This window comes from Serratia sp. TSA_198.1 (assembly GCF_052686505.1).
The window spans coordinates 203,402-221,474 of the sequence record NZ_JBQZFP010000003.1 but is presented as its reverse complement, the minus strand read 5'-3'; the positions used below and the strand labels follow the sequence as shown (position 1 = coordinate 221,474).

At 56.5% G+C, this 18,073-nt stretch carries 15 protein-coding genes; 12 read left to right on the top strand and 3 right to left on the bottom strand.

The features are described 5' to 3' along the window. Positions 1-19: 19 nt before the first annotated feature. The gene (locus ACUTSW_RS15625) at positions 20-1,444 is read right to left on the bottom strand and encodes an alanine/glycine:cation symporter family protein (protein ID WP_445584813.1); all 1,425 of its coding nucleotides are present in this window, start codon (positions 1,442-1,444) and stop codon (positions 20-22) included. Positions 1,445-1,825: 381 nt separating this feature from the next. Here ACUTSW_RS15625 and tal point away from each other — a divergent pair, with 381 nt between their 5' ends. The 3 genes from tal to ACUTSW_RS15610 all read left to right on the top strand — a co-directional run bounded on the left by tal (position 1,826) and on the right by ACUTSW_RS15610 (position 4,938). After that, positions 1,826-2,779, top strand: a complete 954-nt coding sequence (tal, locus tag ACUTSW_RS15620) for a transaldolase (protein ID WP_004950006.1) — start codon at positions 1,826-1,828, stop codon at positions 2,777-2,779. 139 nt (positions 2,780-2,918) lie between these two features. Beyond that, positions 2,919-3,506, top strand: a complete 588-nt coding sequence (mog, locus tag ACUTSW_RS15615) for a molybdopterin adenylyltransferase (RefSeq protein ID WP_004950007.1) — start codon at positions 2,919-2,921, stop codon at positions 3,504-3,506. 124 nt (positions 3,507-3,630) lie between these two features. Continuing rightward, on the top strand, positions 3,631-4,938 hold the full coding sequence (locus ACUTSW_RS15610; protein ID WP_004950009.1) for an MFS transporter: 1,308 nt from the start codon (positions 3,631-3,633) through the stop codon (positions 4,936-4,938). A 46-nt stretch (positions 4,939-4,984) separates the two neighbouring features. On the opposite strand, the gene satP is transcribed toward ACUTSW_RS15610, so the two are convergent. Next, on the bottom strand, positions 4,985-5,584 hold the full coding sequence (gene satP / locus ACUTSW_RS15605) for an acetate uptake transporter (RefSeq protein ID WP_062869592.1): 600 nt from the start codon (positions 5,582-5,584) through the stop codon (positions 4,985-4,987). Positions 5,585-5,908: 324 nt separating this feature from the next. On the opposite strand from satP, the gene dnaK reads away from it, so the two are divergent. The 4 genes from dnaK (at position 5,909) to nhaR (ending at position 11,563) form a co-directional block, all read left to right on the top strand. Beyond that, positions 5,909-7,822 (top strand): molecular chaperone DnaK, encoded by a 1,914-nt coding sequence (dnaK, locus tag ACUTSW_RS15600; protein WP_004950026.1) that lies wholly within the window; start codon positions 5,909-5,911, stop codon positions 7,820-7,822. A gap of 106 nt (positions 7,823-7,928) precedes the next feature. Next, complete coding sequence (gene dnaJ, locus ACUTSW_RS15595) at positions 7,929-9,059, top strand: molecular chaperone DnaJ (RefSeq protein ID WP_006323543.1); 1,131 nt, start codon at positions 7,929-7,931, stop codon at positions 9,057-9,059. Positions 9,060-9,302: 243 nt separating this feature from the next. Next, positions 9,303-10,469, top strand: a complete 1,167-nt coding sequence (gene nhaA / locus ACUTSW_RS15590; protein ID WP_062869594.1) for a Na+/H+ antiporter NhaA — start codon at positions 9,303-9,305, stop codon at positions 10,467-10,469. Between the two features lie 194 nt (positions 10,470-10,663). Beyond that, positions 10,664-11,563: a transcriptional activator NhaR gene (gene nhaR, locus ACUTSW_RS15585; protein ID WP_004950031.1), complete on the top strand. Its 900-nt coding sequence runs from the start codon at positions 10,664-10,666 to the stop codon at positions 11,561-11,563. Positions 11,564-11,635: 72 nt separating this feature from the next. Here nhaR and rpsT read toward each other — a convergent pair whose 3' ends face one another. Further along, the gene (gene rpsT / locus ACUTSW_RS15580; RefSeq protein WP_006317535.1) at positions 11,636-11,899 is read right to left on the bottom strand and encodes a 30S ribosomal protein S20; all 264 of its coding nucleotides are present in this window, start codon (positions 11,897-11,899) and stop codon (positions 11,636-11,638) included. 390 nt (positions 11,900-12,289) lie between these two features. On the opposite strand from rpsT, the gene ribF reads away from it, so the two are divergent. Genes ribF through ispH form a run of 5 tightly spaced genes read left to right on the top strand, consistent with a single transcriptional unit; the run spans position 12,290 to position 18,006 of the window. Continuing rightward, the gene (gene ribF / locus ACUTSW_RS15575) at positions 12,290-13,228 is read left to right on the top strand and encodes a bifunctional riboflavin kinase/FAD synthetase (protein ID WP_004950032.1); all 939 of its coding nucleotides are present in this window, start codon (positions 12,290-12,292) and stop codon (positions 13,226-13,228) included. A gap of 32 nt (positions 13,229-13,260) precedes the next feature. Beyond that, positions 13,261-16,077, top strand: coding sequence for an isoleucine--tRNA ligase (gene ileS / locus ACUTSW_RS15570; protein WP_445584812.1), 2,817 nt, complete (start codon positions 13,261-13,263; stop codon positions 16,075-16,077). Positions 16,078-16,090: 13 nt separating this feature from the next. Further along, the gene (lspA, locus tag ACUTSW_RS15565) at positions 16,091-16,600 is read left to right on the top strand and encodes a signal peptidase II (RefSeq protein WP_445584811.1); all 510 of its coding nucleotides are present in this window, start codon (positions 16,091-16,093) and stop codon (positions 16,598-16,600) included. A gap of 1 nt (position 16,601) precedes the next feature. Further along, the gene (fkpB, locus tag ACUTSW_RS15560) at positions 16,602-17,072 is read left to right on the top strand and encodes an FKBP-type peptidyl-prolyl cis-trans isomerase (RefSeq protein ID WP_013811451.1); all 471 of its coding nucleotides are present in this window, start codon (positions 16,602-16,604) and stop codon (positions 17,070-17,072) included. Next, a complete protein-coding gene (gene ispH, locus ACUTSW_RS15555; protein ID WP_006323551.1) occupies positions 17,053-18,006 on the top strand; it encodes a 4-hydroxy-3-methylbut-2-enyl diphosphate reductase in 954 nt (317 codons plus the stop codon). Before fkpB ends, ispH begins: the two co-directional genes overlap by 20 nt. Positions 18,007-18,073 lie beyond the last annotated feature (67 nt).

The window sequence follows — 18,073 nt, the reverse complement described above, 5'->3', positions numbered from 1 at the left end:
CGAGACGCGCCCGTAAAAGTTAACCTTTATCCCACACGCCCGGTTCAAGCTGGGATTTCAGCTCGGGAAAACGCTTCGCGTCGAAAGTGGGCAATTGCCCCAGCTTGCGCTGGCGGTGGTAGTCGTTGGCCAGCCTCAGCGCCACGCGCGACAGCAGCAGGATCGCCGTCAGGTTGGTGATCGCCATCAGCGCCATCGAGGTGTCGGCCATTTTCCATACCACCGGCAGCTCGGCCAGCGCGCCAAACATCACCATGCCCAGTGCCGCGCAGCGGAAAATCGTCAACCCGGCCGGGTGGTTATGCTCAAGGAACACCAGATTGCTCTCGGCGTAGGCATAGTTGGCAATGATCGAGGTGAAAGCGAAAAAGAAAATGGCGATGGCGACAAACGGGGCTCCCCAACTGCCGACGGCGGCGGACAGCGCCCGTTGGGTCATATCGATGCCGCTGACGCTGGCTACCGGCTGATCCAGCACCCCGGACGAGAGAATTATCGCGGCGGTGGCGCTGCAGATAACGACAGTATCGATGAAGACCCCGAACATCTGCACGTAGCCCTGCGAGGCGGGGTGCGGCGGGTAAGGTGACGCGGAGGCCGCCGCATTGGGCGCGGAGCCCATGCCGGCCTCATTGGAGAACAGACCGCGCTGAACGCCTTGGGCCATCGCTTGCGAAATGCCATAGCCGACGGCACCGGCCGCCGCTTCCTGTAGCCCGAAGGCACTCTTGAGCACCAGCGTTAGGATCGTCGACATCTGCTCAATATTGTGGCCAATCACCCAGAAAGCCAGCAGCAGATAAGCGCCGGCCATCAGCGGCACCACCCGTTCGGCCACGCGCGCGACGGAACGTATACCACCGAAGATCACGATGCCGCTCAGCAACACCAGGCCGATCCCCACGTGCAGCGGCTTCGCGTTGAAAGCGACAGCGGAAGCCCGGGCGATGGAGTTGGCCTGGACGGCATTAAACACCAAGCCGAAGGCGATGATCAGGAAAAGGGAGAACAGCACGCCCATCCAGCGCATGCCCAGGCCCTTTTCCATATAGTAGGCCGGGCCGCCGCGGTAGTTGCCCTGATCGTCTTTGGTTTTGTAGAGCTGGGCGAGACTGCTTTCAACGAACGAGGTGGACATGCCGATAAACGCCACCACCCACATCCAGAAGATCGCCCCCGGGCCGCCGGCAGTGAGGGCTATCGCCACGCCGGTCAGGTTACCGGTCCCGACACGTGCCGCCAGGGTGGTACACAGCGCCTGAAAAGAGGAGATGCCTGCGCTGTCGCTTTTGTTGCTGTGCTTCAGCACCGAGAACATGTGGCTGAAATGGCGGACCTGAATAAAGCGGGTGCGGAGGGTGAAATAAATGCCCGTACCCAGCAGCAAATAAATCAGTACCGAATCCCACAAAACAGTGTTTATAAAATCTATCAGGTCCGTCACGGATCCCTCCTTGATGAAATTTACCGCACACCGTGCAGCATCCACCGCGGGTGAAAATACATTGAGTCAGTTTTTACAATAGCTTAGCTGAAATTAGCCGGGTTCAGATGAATTGAGATTTGTCTCAAGGCTCAGGATCTCTCGCCTCATTGGGCGCGAATTTAACATAATTCATTTCATCGATAGCACGTTATTGCCTTTTCATTAGCTCGGGAATGACGAAAGATATCTGCGTAAACGGTTGCTCGCCCAAGGAAAAAATCAACGCCGTCTGGCCGCGATTTTCCAGCCTTGCACCGGGCCTTGCGCATGTTATTATCAGGGCAGGGCATGGTTGAACGATGCCAAAAGTTCATGCACAAACGATGAGATAATGCCAACATGACCGATAAATTAACTTCCCTGCGCCAGCTCACTACTGTGGTTGCGGACACGGGCGATATCGCGGCAATGAAGCTGTATCAACCGCAAGACGCCACAACCAATCCTTCGCTGATCCTCAATGCAGCTCAAATTCCTGAATACCGTAAACTGATTGACGAAGCCATTGCCTGGGCGCGCGAGCAGAGCAGCGATCGCGAACAGCAGATCGCCGATGCCGCCGACAAGCTGGCCGTCAACATTGGTCTGGAAATCCTTAAACTGGTTCCGGGCCGCATCTCCACGGAAGTGGACGCACGCCTGTCCTACGACACCGTCGCCAGCGTTGCCAAGGCCAAGCGCCTGATCAAACTGTACAACGATGCCGGCATCAGCAACGATCGCATCCTGATCAAACTGGCTTCTACCTGGCAGGGCATCCGCGCAGCGGAGCAACTGGAAAAAGAAGGCATCAACTGTAACCTGACCCTGCTGTTCTCCTTCGCTCAGGCGCGCGCCTGCGCTGAAGCCGGCGTGTTCCTGATTTCTCCGTTCGTTGGCCGTATCCTCGACTGGTACAAAGCCAATGGCGACAAGAAAGAGTTCGCGCCAAACGAAGATCCGGGCGTGGTTTCCGTTACCGAGATCTACCAGTATTACAAAGAGCACGGTTACAACACCGTGGTGATGGGCGCCAGCTTCCGTAACGTGGGTGAAATCATCGAACTGGCCGGCTGTGACCGTCTGACCATCGCCCCTGCACTGCTGAAAGAACTGGCAGAGAGCGAAGGCGCACTGGAGCGTAAACTGGCTTATACCGGCGAAGTAAAAGCGCGCCCTGCTGCGCTGACCGAGCCTGAGTTCTACTGGCAGCACAACCAGGATCCAATGGCGGTTGAGAAACTGACCGACGGTATCCGCAAGTTTGCCGTAGACCAGGGCAAGCTGGAAAAAATGATCGCCGATCTGCTGTAATTACCGCAATCAGCGCGAAAAAGGTGGCTTAGGCCGCCTTTTTTTATGCTCGCCGCGCCCGGCGGTGGGCCAGACACTTTATACTCTCAGGATTAATAACAGGATGGGAAGTGAACCCATCAGGCTGTAGAGGTTACGCATGGACATATTACGTATTGGTTTGGTTTCTGTTTCCGACCGCGCTTCCGGCGGTGTTTACCAGGATAAAGGCATTCCGGCATTGGAAGAGTGGCTGACCGCCGCACTCGTCTCGCCCTTTAAACTGGAAACCCGTCTGATCCCCGATGAGCAGACGCTTATCGAACAGACTCTGTGCGAGCTGGTGGATGAAATGGGCTGCCACCTGGTGCTGACCACCGGCGGTACCGGCCCGGCACGGCGCGATGTTACGCCTGACGCCACCCTGGCGATAGCCGATCGCGTGATGCCCGGCTTCGGCGAGCAAATGCGCCAAATCAGCCTACACTATGTGCCAACGGCAATTCTTTCGCGCCAGGTCGGGGCGATCCGCAAACAGGCGTTGATCATCAACCTGCCGGGGCAGCCGAAGTCGATCAAGGAAACGCTGGAAGGAGTGAAGGATGAGCAGGGCAAGACGGTGGTGCACGGCATTTTTGCCAGCGTCCCTTATTGCATCCAATTGCTCGAAGGGCCTTATGTGGAAACGCAGGCGGCGGTGGTAGCAGCATTTCGCCCGAAGAACGCACGCCGCGAGATAAACCTCTAAATTTCAGCGATCTGTGAGATTAGCTTCAGTCCGTCTGGTGTGAAAATAATTTGCCGCTATAGTAAGAATTCGTTTACAGAAAGCCTGCGGCTTTTATTTCTACAGCCTTTTCCGACGGTACCCTATGCCTCACGACAATAATCGCCGGTTAAACCGGCAAGACTACAAAACTCTGACGTTGGCTGCCCTCGGCGGTGCGTTGGAGTTTTATGACTTCATCATTTTCGTCTTCTTTGCCGCGGTGATGGGCGAGCTGTTTTTCCCGGCGGACATGCCGGAATGGCTGCGACAGGTGCAGACCTTCGGTATCTTCGCCGCCGGTTATCTGGCCCGGCCGCTGGGCGGCATCGTGATGGCGCATTTCGGCGATCGGGTTGGTCGCAAAAAAATGTTCAGCCTGAGCATTCTGTTGATGGCGTTGCCGACGCTGGCGATGGGCCTGTTGCCCACTTACGCCAATATCGGCATTGCCGCACCGCTGTTACTGTTGTTGATGCGTGTGTTGCAAGGGGCGGCGATTGGCGGTGAAGTGCCGGGCGCCTGGGTATTTGTCGCCGAGCATGTGCCGCGCCGCCGTATCGGCTTCGCCTGTGGCACATTGACCGCCGGCCTGACCGTCGGCATCCTTCTGGGGTCGCTGGTCGCGACGGTGATCAACACCACCTTGAGCCAACAGACCATTCTCGACGGCGGCTGGCGTATCCCGTTCTTGCTCGGTGGCATCTTCGGGCTGGTGGCGATGTATTTGCGGCGCTGGCTGCAGGAAACGCCCATTTTCATCGAGATGCAGGCGCGCAAAGCGCTGGCCAAGGAGCTGCCGCTAAAATCCGTGGTGCTTAATCATCGCAAGGAAGTGGCGGTGTCTATGCTGCTCACCTGGTTGCTGTCCGCGGGTATCGTGGTGGTCATTCTGATGACGCCAACCTACCTGCAAAAACAGTTTGGCATCGCCCCGGCGCTGTCGCTGCAGGCCAACAGCATCGCCACCATTATGCTGATTGCCGGCTGCATTGCCGCCGGGCTGTCGGCGGATCGCTTTGGCGCCAGCAAAACCTTTATCGTCGGCAGTCTATTGCTGGCCGGTTGCAGCTGGCTGTTCTATCAGACGGTGGGCGTACACCCGGAAATGCTGTTTGCTTGCTATGCCCTGGTAGGCTTCAGCGTGGGGGTAGTGGGTGCGGTGCCTTATGTGATGGTGCGAGCCTTCCCGGCAGAAGTGCGGTTTACCGGGATTTCGTTCTCATACAATGTCGCATACGCTATTTTTGGCGGTTTAACCCCCATATTTGTCACGCTGATCATGAAGTTAACCCCGTTAGCCCCCGCTTACTACGTGCTGGCGTTGTCCGGTATCGGGCTTCTGCTGGGCATCTACCTGCACCGCGATTTAAACAGCGAAACCAAGGTGCAACGCGCCGGTTCCTACAGCTAAAAAAAAACCCTGCGACGCAGGGTTTTTTGTTTCAGGCCAAAGGCCATTACGCCGTCGCCGGAACAGGCTCCGCACCTTTGGCAGTCACTGCGCCAATCGGCAGCACCGTACGGCCAAACTGCTCGTTGAGCACTTCCGCCATGGCCAGGTAAATGGCGCTGGCGCCGCAGATCACCCCTTCATAACCGGCAAAGGTCAGCAGCGCATGGTTGCCGGTGATGTTGCCAATCGCCAACAGGGCGAACAGCAGCGTCAGGCTGGCAAAGATGAATTGCAACGCACGATTGGCGCACAGCGTGCCGAAGAACATGAACAGGGTGAAAACGCCCCACAGCGCCAGGTAAATGCCCAGAACGGTAGCGTCGGTCGGTTCGGCCAGGCCCAGGCGTGGCAGCAGCAGAATGCCGACCAGGCTCAGCCAGAAGCTGCCGTAAGAGATAAAGGCGGTCATGCCGAAGGTGTTGCCCTTCTTGTATTCCAGCAGGCCGGCCATAATCTGGGCCAGGCCACCGAAGAAAATCCCCATGCTGATGATGACGGAAGTCAGTGGGAAAAAGCCCGCGTTGTGCAGGTTCAGCAAGACGGTGGTCATCCCGAAGCCCATCAGGCCGAGAGGGCCGGGATTTGCCAACTTGTTGGTGTGCATATGTCCTCTGCGATAACAGAAAATTAACGGAAATAGCTAAGTAAATTCATAAATGGTCTGAATGGCCGAAAAAACCGTAACTTCCATCAGAGCGCGCGGCATCATAATGATCCCCTGAGCAGGAAACAATGATCTGAGTGACGATAAAAAAGAAATTTTTTTCACCTTGCCCCTTGATGCTGAGTGGGATGGCCCCATCTTATTTGCAACCGCAGTTGCTGACCGCGGGAAAGACTGAGATAGCGGGCAGTTGAAAAGCAAAAAATCGCCCGCATATAGGTTAGCAACCTGACCGATTATGAATTTATTAGTGGAGACGTTTAGATGGGCAAAATTATTGGTATCGACCTGGGGACTACCAACTCCTGCGTAGCAATTATGGATGGTGGTAAGGCGCGCGTGCTGGAAAACGCCGAGGGCGACCGCACAACTCCTTCTATTATCGCCTACACCCAAGACGGTGAGATTCTGGTTGGTCAGCCGGCTAAGCGTCAGGCTGTGACTAACCCACAAAATACCCTGTTTGCGATCAAGCGCCTGATTGGCCGTCGTTTCCAGGACGAAGAAGCACAGCGTGATAAAGACATCATGCCGTACCAAATCGTGGCCGCGGATAACGGCGACGCCTGGATTGAAGTGAAAGGCCAGAAAATCGCGCCTCCGCAGATTTCTGCTGAAGTGCTGAAGAAAATGAAGAAAACGGCGGAAGATTACCTGGGTGAACCGGTAACTGAAGCGGTTATCACCGTACCTGCCTACTTCAACGACGCACAGCGTCAGGCGACCAAAGACGCCGGCCGTATCGCAGGTCTGGAAGTAAAACGCATCATCAACGAACCGACTGCTGCAGCTCTGGCTTACGGCCTGGACAAAGAAGTCGGCAACCGCACCATCGCGGTTTATGACCTGGGCGGCGGTACTTTCGATATTTCCATTATCGAAATCGACGACGTTGACGGCGAAAAAACCTTCGAAGTTCTGGCAACCAACGGTGATACCCACCTGGGTGGCGAAGACTTCGACAGCCGTCTGATCAACTATCTGGTTGAAGAGTTCAAGAAAGAACAGGGCATGGATCTGCGTAAAGATCCGCTGGCAATGCAGCGTCTGAAAGAAGCCGCAGAGAAAGCGAAGATTGAGCTGTCTTCCGCTCAGCAGACCGACGTCAACCTGCCGTACATCACGGCAGACGCGAGCGGCCCGAAACACATGAACATCAAAGTGACCCGCGCCAAACTCGAGTCGCTGGTTGAAGATCTGGTTGCTCGTTCCATCGAGCCACTGAAAGTTGCGCTGAAAGACGCAGGCCTGTCGGTTTCCGACATTCAGGACGTGATCCTGGTAGGCGGTCAGACCCGTATGCCAATGGTTCAGAAGAAAGTCGCTGATTTCTTCGGTAAAGAACCGCGTAAAGACGTTAACCCGGACGAAGCCGTTGCGGTAGGTGCTGCGGTACAGGGCGGCGTGTTGGCCGGTGATGTGAAGGACGTTCTGCTGCTGGACGTTACCCCGCTGTCGCTGGGTATCGAAACCATGGGCAGCGTGATGACTCCGCTGATCACCAAAAACACCACCATCCCGACCAAGCACAGCCAGGTGTTCTCTACCGCTGAAGACAACCAGTCTGCGGTAACCATCCATGTGCTGCAGGGTGAGCGTAAACGCGCTAACGATAACAAGTCACTGGGCCAGTTCAACCTGGACGGCATCCAGGCTGCTCCACGCGGTATGGCGCAGATCGAAGTGACCTTCGACATCGACGCCGACGGTATTTTGCACGTGTCTGCCAAAGACAAGAATACCGGCCGTGAGCAGAAAATCACCATCAAGGCTTCTTCTGGTCTGAACGAAGAAGAAATCCAGAAAATGGTGCGTGATGCCGAACTGAACGCCGAAGCTGACCGTAAGTTCGAAGAGCTGGTGCAGACCCGTAACCAGGCCGATCACCTGATCCACGGCACCCGTAAGCAGTTGGAAGAAGCGGGCGACAAACTGCCGGCGGAAGACAAAACGGCTATCGAAGCGGCGCTGAAAGATCTGGAAGTGGCGGTTAAAGGCGAAGACAAAGCCGAGATCGAAGCCAAGACCCAGGCGCTGGTGCAGGTTTCCGGCAAGCTGCTGGAAATGGCTCAGGCGCAGCAGGCTCAGCAAGGTGCTGATGCCGGTGCTGACAACGCGGCGCAGAAAGACGACGACGTGGTTGACGCTGAGTTCGAAGAAGTTAAAGACAAGAAATAATCGCCCTTAAGCGGGCACGTAACGGCCGTCAGGCCGTTACTGGAAACCAGCACGGGCGTCGAGGCAACTCTACGCCCGTGCACGCATGTTAAGGGTAAGAGAAATAATGGCGAAGAAAGACTATTACGAGATTCTCGGCGTCTCCAAGACGGCGGAAGAGCGTGAGATAAAAAAGGCGTATAAGCGCCTGGCGATGAAATACCATCCTGACCGCAACCAGGAGAAAGACGCCGAAGCCCAATTTAAAGAGGTTAAGGAAGCCTACGAGGTCCTGACCGACGCTCAAAAACGCGCGGCCTACGATCAGTACGGCCATGCCGCCTTTGAACAGGGCGGTATGGGTGGTGGTGGCGGGTTTGGCGGCGGCGGCGCCGACTTCAGCGATATCTTTGGCGACGTATTCGGCGACATCTTTGGTGGTGGCCGCCGTCAGCGCGCCAGCCGCGGTTCCGATCTGCGCTACAACATGGAGCTCTCCCTCGAGGAAGCGGTTCGTGGCGTTACCAAAGAGATCCGCATCCCGACGCTGGAAGAGTGTGGCGTTTGTCACGGCAGCGGCGCGAAGCCCGGCAGTTCGCCGGTGACCTGTCCGACCTGTCATGGTCAGGGCCAGGTGCAAATGCGCCAGGGCTTCTTTACCGTGCAGCAGGCCTGTCCGCACTGTCATGGCCGCGGTCAGATCATTAAAGATCCTTGCAACAGCTGCCACGGCCACGGCCGGGTAGAGAAAGCCAAAACGCTGTCGGTGAAAATCCCGGCCGGCGTAGATACCGGCGACCGCATCCGCCTGGCGGGTGAGGGTGAAGCGGGTGAGCATGGCGCACCGGCGGGGGATTTGTACGTTCAGGTTCAGGTGAAAGCGCACCCGATCTTCGAGCGTGAAGGCAATAACCTGTACTGTGAAGTGCCGATTAACTTCGCGATGGCAGCATTGGGCGGCGAGATTGAAGTGCCGACGCTGGATGGCCGCGTGAAGCTGAAGGTACCTGCGGAAACCCAGACCGGCAAACTGTTCCGCATGCGCGGCAAGGGCGTCAAATCTGTGCGTGGCGGCAGCCAGGGCGACCTGCTGTGCCGCGTGGTGGTGGAGACCCCGGTTAACCTTAACGACAAGCAGAAGCAGTTGTTGAAAGAGCTGGAAGAGAGCCTTGGTGGCCCATCCGGCGACAAAAACAGCCCGCGTTCGAAGACCTTCTTCGACGGCGTGAAAAAGTTCTTTGACGACCTGACGCGTTAACCTGCTGTTTACGTTAGCGTAATGCATAAAACCCCGGCGTCGAATCCGGGGTTTTTTATTGATTTTCGGATCTCAACGTCCCCTCATTAGAATGTGACTTACATCGTTAATTACTCGGTTTTTACGATGTTAATAGCATTTATAAACGTGTTTTATCGAGTTAAAACGGCGTCTATACTCATTCCATTACTTTGTCTGAGGGGCGGTTTCTATAAGCCCCGCAATGCTGTGGAGAGACGTATTGTGACCAACATTATTCGTCAGTTTTTACGTCAGGAAGCCGCGGGCGGCATTATCCTGATTGTGGCCGCGATTATCGCGTTGATCATGGCCAACACCCCGGCTCAGGGGATTTATCACGCTTTTCTCGATTTACCTGTCATGGTGAAAATCTCCTCGCTGGAGGTTGGCAAACCCTTGTTGCTGTGGATTAACGATGGCCTGATGGCGATCTTTTTCCTGGTGGTCGGGCTGGAAGTTAAGCGTGAGTTGATGGAAGGCTCATTGGCCGGGCGTGACAAGGCGGTATTTCCGGCGATCGCCGCGTTGGGCGGTATGCTGGCGCCGGCGCTGATTTATTTGATGTTCAACGGCGCGGATGAGGTCACCCGTCAGGGCTGGGCAATCCCGGCGGCAACCGATATTGCGTTCGCCCTTGGGGTTATGGCGCTGTTGGGGAACCGCGTTCCCACCAGCCTGAAGGTGTTCCTGTTGGCGCTGGCGATTATCGACGACCTGGGCGTGATCGTGATTATCGCGCTGTTCTATACCCATGAAGTGTCGATGACGGCGCTGGGCGTGGCTGCGGCTTCCATTGCCGTGCTGGCGTTGATGAACTGGCGCGGCGTGGGAAAAACCTCGCTCTATATGTTTGTCGGCCTGGTGTTGTGGGTGGCGATCCTCAAGTCAGGGGTGCATGCGACGCTGGCTGGGGTGATCGTCGGCTTTATGATACCGCTGCATGTGAAAAAGGGGCCGTCGCCGTCAGAGACGCTGGAGCATGGGCTGCACCCCTGGGTGGCGTTCCTGATACTGCCGCTGTTTGCTTTTGCCAACGCCGGTGTTTCATTGCAGGGCGTGTCGCTGAGCGGGCTGACTTCGCTGTTGCCAATGGGGATTACAGCAGGGCTGTTTATCGGTAAACCCTTGGGTATCTTCACTTTTAGCCTGCTTGCAGTGAAGCTGGGGATTGCCCGTCTGCCTGAAGGAATTGGTTTCAAACAGGTGTTTGCTGTTTCTGTGCTCTGTGGTATTGGTTTCACCATGTCGATCTTCATCGCTTCGCTGGCTTTTGGCGATGCGGATGTTGCATTAAGCACCTACTCGCGGCTGGGTATCCTGATGGGTTCCACCACCGCGGCGGTCGTGGGATACGGTCTGTTGCGTCTGTCGTTACCTCGAGTCAGATAACTCCTTTAGGGGATCCCCTGTTGATGGGGACACACTACAATAGCTGGTCGGAGTTGTTCAGTATAAAATATGTTCAACTTCGACCATTCTGTTTAGGACGAATGCAGCAACAGGTTGTCTGAAACATTACAAGGACATTAATCGCTCATCACGGCAGGTCTTTTGCCGATGCGAAACGTTAAGGAGAGCACCTCGTGAGGATGTCGCATATCAACTTTAATCACCTTTACTACTTCTGGCAGGTCTGCAAAGAAGGTTCGGTGGTCGGTGCCGCCGAAGCGTTGTTTCTGACGCCGCAGACCATTACCGGCCAGATCAAGGCGCTGGAAGAACGTTTGGACGGCAAGCTGTTCAAGCGTCAGGGGCGTGGGCTGGTGCCTTCAGAGCTGGGGCAGCTGGTTTTCCGTTATGCTGACAAGATGTTTATGCTTAGCCAGGAAATGCTGGATATCGTCAACTATCGCAAAGAATCGAATCTGCTGTTCGACGTGGGGGTGGCGGATGCGCTTTCAAAACGTCTGGTGAGTCAGGTTCTGGAAACGGCGGTGGTGGTGGACAACGAGCAAATCCACCTGCGTTGCTTTGAATCAACGCATGAGATGCTGTTGGAACAGCTCAGCCAGCACAAACTGGATATGATTCTGTCAGACTGCCCGGTGGATTCCAGCCAGCAGGAAGGGTTGTTTTCGCTCAAGCTGGGCGAGTGTGGCATTAGCTTCTTCTGCCGCCAGCCGGCGCCGGACCTGCCGTTCCCTGCTTGTCTGGAGCAGCGCAAGCTGTTGATCCCCGGCCGCCGTTCGATGCTGGGGCGTAAACTGCTCAACTGGTTTAACACCCAGGGTATCCAGGTGGAGATTCTGGGCGAGTTTGATGATGCTGCACTGATGAAGACATTTGGCATGTACCACAACGCGATCTTCGTTGCGCCGACTTTGTATGCGCAGGACACTTATAACGATGATGACGTGGTGGAGATTGGGCGTATAGATAGCGTGCAGGAAGAGTACTACATTATCTTTGCCGAGCGAATGATCCAGCATCCGGCGGTACAAAGGGTGTGCAACAAGGATTTCTCGGCGCTGTTTGCTTACTAGATAGAACGGGTATTGCAGACGTAAAAAAACCGGCCTGAGCCGGTTTTTTTTATCAAGCAGACAACACGATGCTTATTGCATTGCGTTGATGCGCGCCGACAAGTTTGACTTATGACGTGCTGCTTTATTTTTGTGGATCAGACCTTTAGCAGCCTTGCGGTCCACGATTGGTTGCATTACGTTGAATGCGTTTTGTGCTACTTCTTTGTCGCCAGCTACGATTGCCGCTTCTACTTTCTTGATGTAGGTACGCATCATTGAACGACCACTAGCGTTGTGCTTGCGGCGTTTCTCAGACTGTACGGCGCGTTTCTTAGCTGATTTGATATTAGCCAAGGTCCAACTCCCAAATATATTCTATTGAGGACAATTCGAAGGCCGAGGAATATGCCCTTTTGGCCTGCGTTTGTCAATGAATTTGTGCAAATAAGCGCCGTTTGTACGGGCGGCACTTGCTACGTTGTGATGGCGCAGGATTTTACCAGCTTCGGTCATGGGAATACAGTCTTTCGCGAGAAAATTCGCCAATGATTTGTCGCCTTGGTCGCAAGCCATTGGCTGTAGTCGGTAATCGCGTTTATAGCACCGGATAAACTGCGGTCTGGGCGTTTCACCTGCAGATTATCTCCGGTATGGTATGTCTATTACATAAAGGCACCAATCGCGGGTTAACCTTAACCGCTGTACAAGGTATAATCCGGCGATTTCCACTGTTTTGAGCCAGCTATGCAGCTAATTCGCGGCGTTCACAATATCCGGGCACGTCACCATGGTTGCGTGCTCACCATCGGCAACTTTGACGGCGTACACCGCGGTCACCAGGCGTTGCTGGAGCAGCTGAAGCAAGAAGGGCAGCGTCTGGGGTTGCCCGTGATGGTCATGATCTTTGAGCCACAGCCGCTGGAAATGTTTGCAGCGGACAAGGCGCCGGCCCGGCTCACGCGTTTGCGTGACAAGGCCAAATACCTGGCACAGGCGGGGGTAGATTACCTGCTGTGCGTCAAGTTTGATCCGCGTTTCGCCGCCAACACCGCCCAGGCGTTCGTCGCCGAACTGCTGGTGGAAAAGCTTGGCGTGAAATTCCTGATGGTCGGGGATGATTTTCGCTTTGGCGCAGCCCGCCAGGGCGATTTTCCGTTATTGCAAAAAGCCGGAGAAGAATACGGCTTTGAGGTGATCAGTACGCCGACCTTCCGCGAAGGCGATCAGCGTATCAGCAGCACGGCCATTCGCAATGCGCTGCGCGATGATGACCTGGCGCAGGCGGAAACGCTGCTGGGCCATCCGTACAGCATTTCTGGCCGGGTGGTGCACGGCGATGAACTGGGCCGCACCATTGGCTTCCCAACCGCCAACCTGCCGCTGAAGCGCCTGGTTGCGCCGGTGAAAGGGGTTTATGCGGTGGATGTTTATGGTCTGGGCCCTGAACCGCTCCCTGGCGTGGCCAATATCGGCACGCGCCCGACCGTTGCCGGCGTGCGACAGCAGCTGGAAGTCCATCTGCTGGATGTCACAATGGATCTTTACGGGCGCCATATTGACGTGGTGCTCCGCGCGAAATTGCGCAATGAACAGCGTTTTGCTTCGCTCGATGCGCTGAAGCAGCAAATCGCCAATGATGTGGTGACGGCCCGGAAGTTCTTCGGGCTACAGACACCGGTTTAATCTCTATAGCCGAAAACGGAACCGAGAATCTAATGAGTGACTACAAGAATACCCTGAACTTGCCGGAAACAGGGTTCCCGATGCGCGGCGATCTCGCCAAGCGTGAACCTGGCATGCTGCAACGTTGGTATGAACAGGATCTGTACGGGATGATTCGTACTGCCAAAAAGGGCAAAAAATCCTTCATTTTGCATGACGGCCCTCCGTATGCGAACGGCAGCATTCACATTGGTCACTCGGTTAACAAGATTCTCAAAGACATCATTATCAAGTCTAAAGGGATGTCCGGTTTCGACTCGCCTTATATTCCGGGTTGGGACTGCCATGGTCTGCCGATCGAACTGAAAGTAGAGCAGCTGTACGGTAAGCCGGGCGAGAAACTGACGCCGGCGGAATTCCGTCAGAAATGCCGCGAGTACGCCGCTGAGCAGGTTGAAGGCCAGAAGAAAGACTTCATCCGTCTGGGCGTACTGGGCGACTGGGATCACCCGTACCTGACCATGGACTTCAAAACCGAAGCCAACATTATCCGCGCGCTGGGCAAAATCATCAGCAACGGTCACCTGCTGAAAGGCGCCAAGCCGGTGCACTGGTGTACCGACTGCGGTTCTTCGCTGGCGGAAGCGGAAGTTGAGTATTACGACAAAACTTCGCCGTCAATCGATGTGGCTTTCCACGCGGTTGACGCGGCTGCCGTGGCGGCCAAATTTGGCGTGACCCACTTTAACGGCCCGGTTTCTCTGGTGATCTGGACCACGACGCCGTGGACATTGCCGGCTAACCGCGCTATCTCCCTGCACCCAGAGTTTGCTTATCAGCTGGTACAGGTTGAAGGTCAGTGCCTGATCCTGGCGGCCGAACTGGTCGAGAGCGTGATGAAACGCGCCGGCATCAGCGCGTGGACCGTGCTGGGCAGCTGTAAGGGCGCCGATCTGGAGCTGTTGCGCTTCGAACACCCGTTCATGGGCTTCGACGTGCCGGCAATCCTCGGCGATCACGTCACGCTGGACGCCGGTACCGGTGCGGTGCATACCGCGCCTGGCCACGGCCCGGACGACTTCGTGATCGGCCAGAAATACGGCCTGGAAGTGGCCAACCCGGTAGGGCCGAACGGCTGCTACCTGACTGGCACCTACCCGCTGCTGGACGGCAAGTTCGTGTTCAAGGCCAACGATCTGATCGTTGAGCTGTTGCGTGAGAAAGGCGCACTGCTGCACGTGGAAAAACTGGTTCACAGCTATCCTTGCTGCTGGCGCCACAAAACGCCGATCATCTTCCGCGCTACCCCGCAATGGTTCATCAGCATGGATCAGAAAGGCCTGCGTCAGCAGTCGCTGGAAGAGATCAAAGGCGTGCAATGGATCCCTGAATGGGGCCAGGCACGTATCGAAACCATGGTCGCCAACCGCCCGGACTGGTGCATTTCGCGTCAGCGTACCTGGGGCGTGCCGATGTCGCTGTTTGTGCACAAAGACACTGAGCAGTTGCACCCGCGCAGCGTAGAGCTGATAGAAGAAGTGGCGAAACGCGTTGAGCAGGACGGCATTCAGGCCTGGTGGGATTTGGACGCGGCCGATATCCTCGGCGCTGACGCTGCCGACTACATGAAAGTGCCCGATACCCTGGACGTGTGGTTCGACTCAGGTTCGACCCACTCTTCGGTAGTGGACGTGCGCCCTGAGTTCAACGGCCACGGCGCCGACATGTATCTGGAAGGTTCCGATCAGCATCGCGGCTGGTTCATGTCATCACTGATGATCTCTACCGCCATGAAGGGCAAAGCGCCTTATAAAGAAGTGCTGACTCACGGTTTCACCGTTGACGGTCAGGGCCGCAAGATGTCCAAGTCGATCGGCAACACCGTCAGTCCGCAGGACGTGATGAACAAGCTGGGTGGCGACATTCTGCGTCTGTGGGTGGCGTCTACCGACTACACCGGCGAGATTGCGGTTTCCGATGAAATCCTGAAACGCTCCGCCGATTCTTACCGCCGTATCCGCAACACCGCGCGCTTCCTGCTGGCCAACCTGAACGGGTTCGAGCCGAGCACCGACTGCGTGGCACCGGAAGAAATGGTGGTGCTGGATCGCTGGGCGGTCGGCCGTGCGCTGGCGGCGCAGCAGGATATCGAGCAGGCTTACGCCAACTACGATTTCCATGAAGTGGTGCAGCGTCTGATGCAGTTCTGTTCGGTCGAGATGGGCTCCTTCTATCTGGATATCATCAAGGATCGTCAGTACACCGCGAAGAGCGACAGCATCGCCCGCCGCAGCTGCCAGACCGCGCTGTTCCACATCGCGGAAGCGCTGGTACGCTGGATGGCGCCGATCATGTCGTTCACTGCCGATGAAATCTGGGGCTTCCTGCCGGGCAAGCGCGCGCAGTACGTGTTCACTGAAGAGTGGTACGACGGCCTGTTCGGTCTGGCCGAAGGCGAAAGCATGAACGATGCCTTCTGGGCCGAACTGCTGAAAGTACGTGGCGAAGTGAACAAGGTGCTGGAACAAGCGCGGGCCGATAAGCGCCTTGGCGGTTCTCTGGAAGCGGCGGTCACGCTGTATGCCGACAATGAGCTGGCTGAGCGCCTCACTAGCCTGCAAGACGAATTGCGCTTCGTGCTGCTCACCTCGGCGGCGCGCGTTGCGCCTCTGGCCGATGCGCCGGCGGATGCGCAGGCGTCGGAACTGGTGAAAGGTCTGAAGATTGCCTTCAGTACTGCAGAAGGCGAGAAGTGCCCGCGCTGCTGGCATTACACCACTGACATCGGCCTGGTGGCGGACCACGCAGACATCTGTGGCCGCTGTGTGATCAACGTAGCCGGCGACGGCGAAAAGCGTAACTACGCCTGAGAACAAGTGCCTGATGAGTAAACCAATCTGTTCGACCGGCCTGCGTTGGCTATGGGTGATGGTAGTGGTGCTGGCGCTGGATTTTGCCAGCAAGCAGTGGATCCTCGGTAACTTCGTGCTGGGCCAGTCCCAGCCGTTGATCCCGTCGTTCAATCTGTTCTATGCGCGCAATTACGGCGCCGCGTTCAGCTTCCTCGCCGATCACGGCGGCTGGCAGCGCTGGTTCTTCGCCGGTATCGCTGTCGCCATCGTGGCGGTGCTGCTGGTGATGATGTACCGCAGCCAGGCGCAACAGAAGCTGAACAATATCGCCTATGCTTTTATCATCGGCGGTGCGCTAGGCAATCTGTTTGATCGCCTTTGGCACGGCTTCGTGGTCGATTTTATCGATTTTTATGTGGGCAACTGGCACTACCCGACCTTCAACCTGGCGGATAGCTTTATCTGCGTGGGGGCGGCGATGATTGTGCTGGAAGGCTTCCTGTCGCCGGCGAGCAAAGGCGCAAAGAGTAAAGGTGAGTAATATGACGGCTCAGGTTAACGGTGACAGCGCCGTATTGGTTCATTTCACGCTGAAACTGGAAGACGGCTCAACCGCAGAGTCGACCCGCGGTAACGGCAAACCGGCGTTGTTCCGCCTGGGTGACGGCAGCCTGTCGGCACCGCTGGAAGAGCAACTGCTCGGCCTGCGTGCGGGCGATAAATGCGCCTTTACCCTGCAGCCGGAAGCGGCGTTCGGCGCAGAGAATCCGGATCTGGTCCAGTTCTTCTCACGCCGTGATTTCGCGGAAACCGGGGTGCCGGACGTGGGCACCATCATGCTGTTTACCGCCATCGACGGCAGCGAAATGCCGGGTGTGGTGCGTGAAGTGGCGGAAGAGTCGATTACCGTTGATTTCAACCATCCACTGGCGGGCCATCCTGTGAGCTTCGATATCGAAGTGCTGGAGATTGACCCGCAGCAGGAGGAGACGCATGCAAATATTGCTGGCTAACCCACGCGGCTTTTGCGCCGGGGTTGATCGTGCGATCAGTATCGTTGAGCGCGCGCTGGAAATTTACGGCGCGCCTATCTACGTGCGTCACGAAGTGGTGCATAACCGCTACGTGGTGGACAGCCTGCGCGAGCGCGGGGCCGTGTTCATCGAAGAGATTGCCGAAGTGCCGGACGGGTCGATTCTGATCTTCTCGGCGCACGGGGTTTCCCAGGCGGTGCGGGCAGAAGCCAAAGCCCGTGATCTGACCATGCTGTTTGACGCTACCTGCCCGTTGGTGACCAAGGTGCATATGGAGGTGGCGCGAGCCAGCCGCCGGGGTACCGAGGCGATCCTGATTGGCCATGCCGGTCATCCGGAAGTGGAAGGCACCATGGGCCAGTACAGCAACCCGAAGGGCGGCATGTATCTGGTGGAGTCGCCGGAAGACGTGTGGAAACTGCAGGTGAAGGACGAAAGCAACCTGTGCTTTATGACGCAGACCACGCTGTCGGTGGATGACACCTCAGAAGTGATCGACGCCCTGCGCCAGCGTTTCCCGAGCATTATCGGGCCGCGCAAAGACGACATCTGCTACGCCACCACCAACCGTCAGGAAGCGGTGCGCAATCTGGCCGGCGATGCTGACGTGGTGCTGGTGGTCGGGTCGAAAAACTCGTCCAACTCCAACCGTCTGGCCGAGCTGGCCCAGCGCGTTGGCAAGCCGGCGTACCTGATCGACTCTGCGGCGGATATTCAGGAAGCCTGGCTGAAAAACGCCCGCAACATCGGCGTGACCGCCGGAGCGTCGGCGCCGGACGTGCTGGTCCAGGATGTCATCAGCCGCCTGAGAACGATGGGCGGTGTGGATGTGCATGAAGTCAGCGGCCGTGAAGAGAATATCGTATTTGAAGTGCCGAAAGAGCTGCGTGTTGATATCAGACAGGTCGAATAAGCTTTTTGGCAAAAGTGTTACCACGGGGGGCTACGGCTCCCCGTTTTGCATTTTGGGGATACGCTGC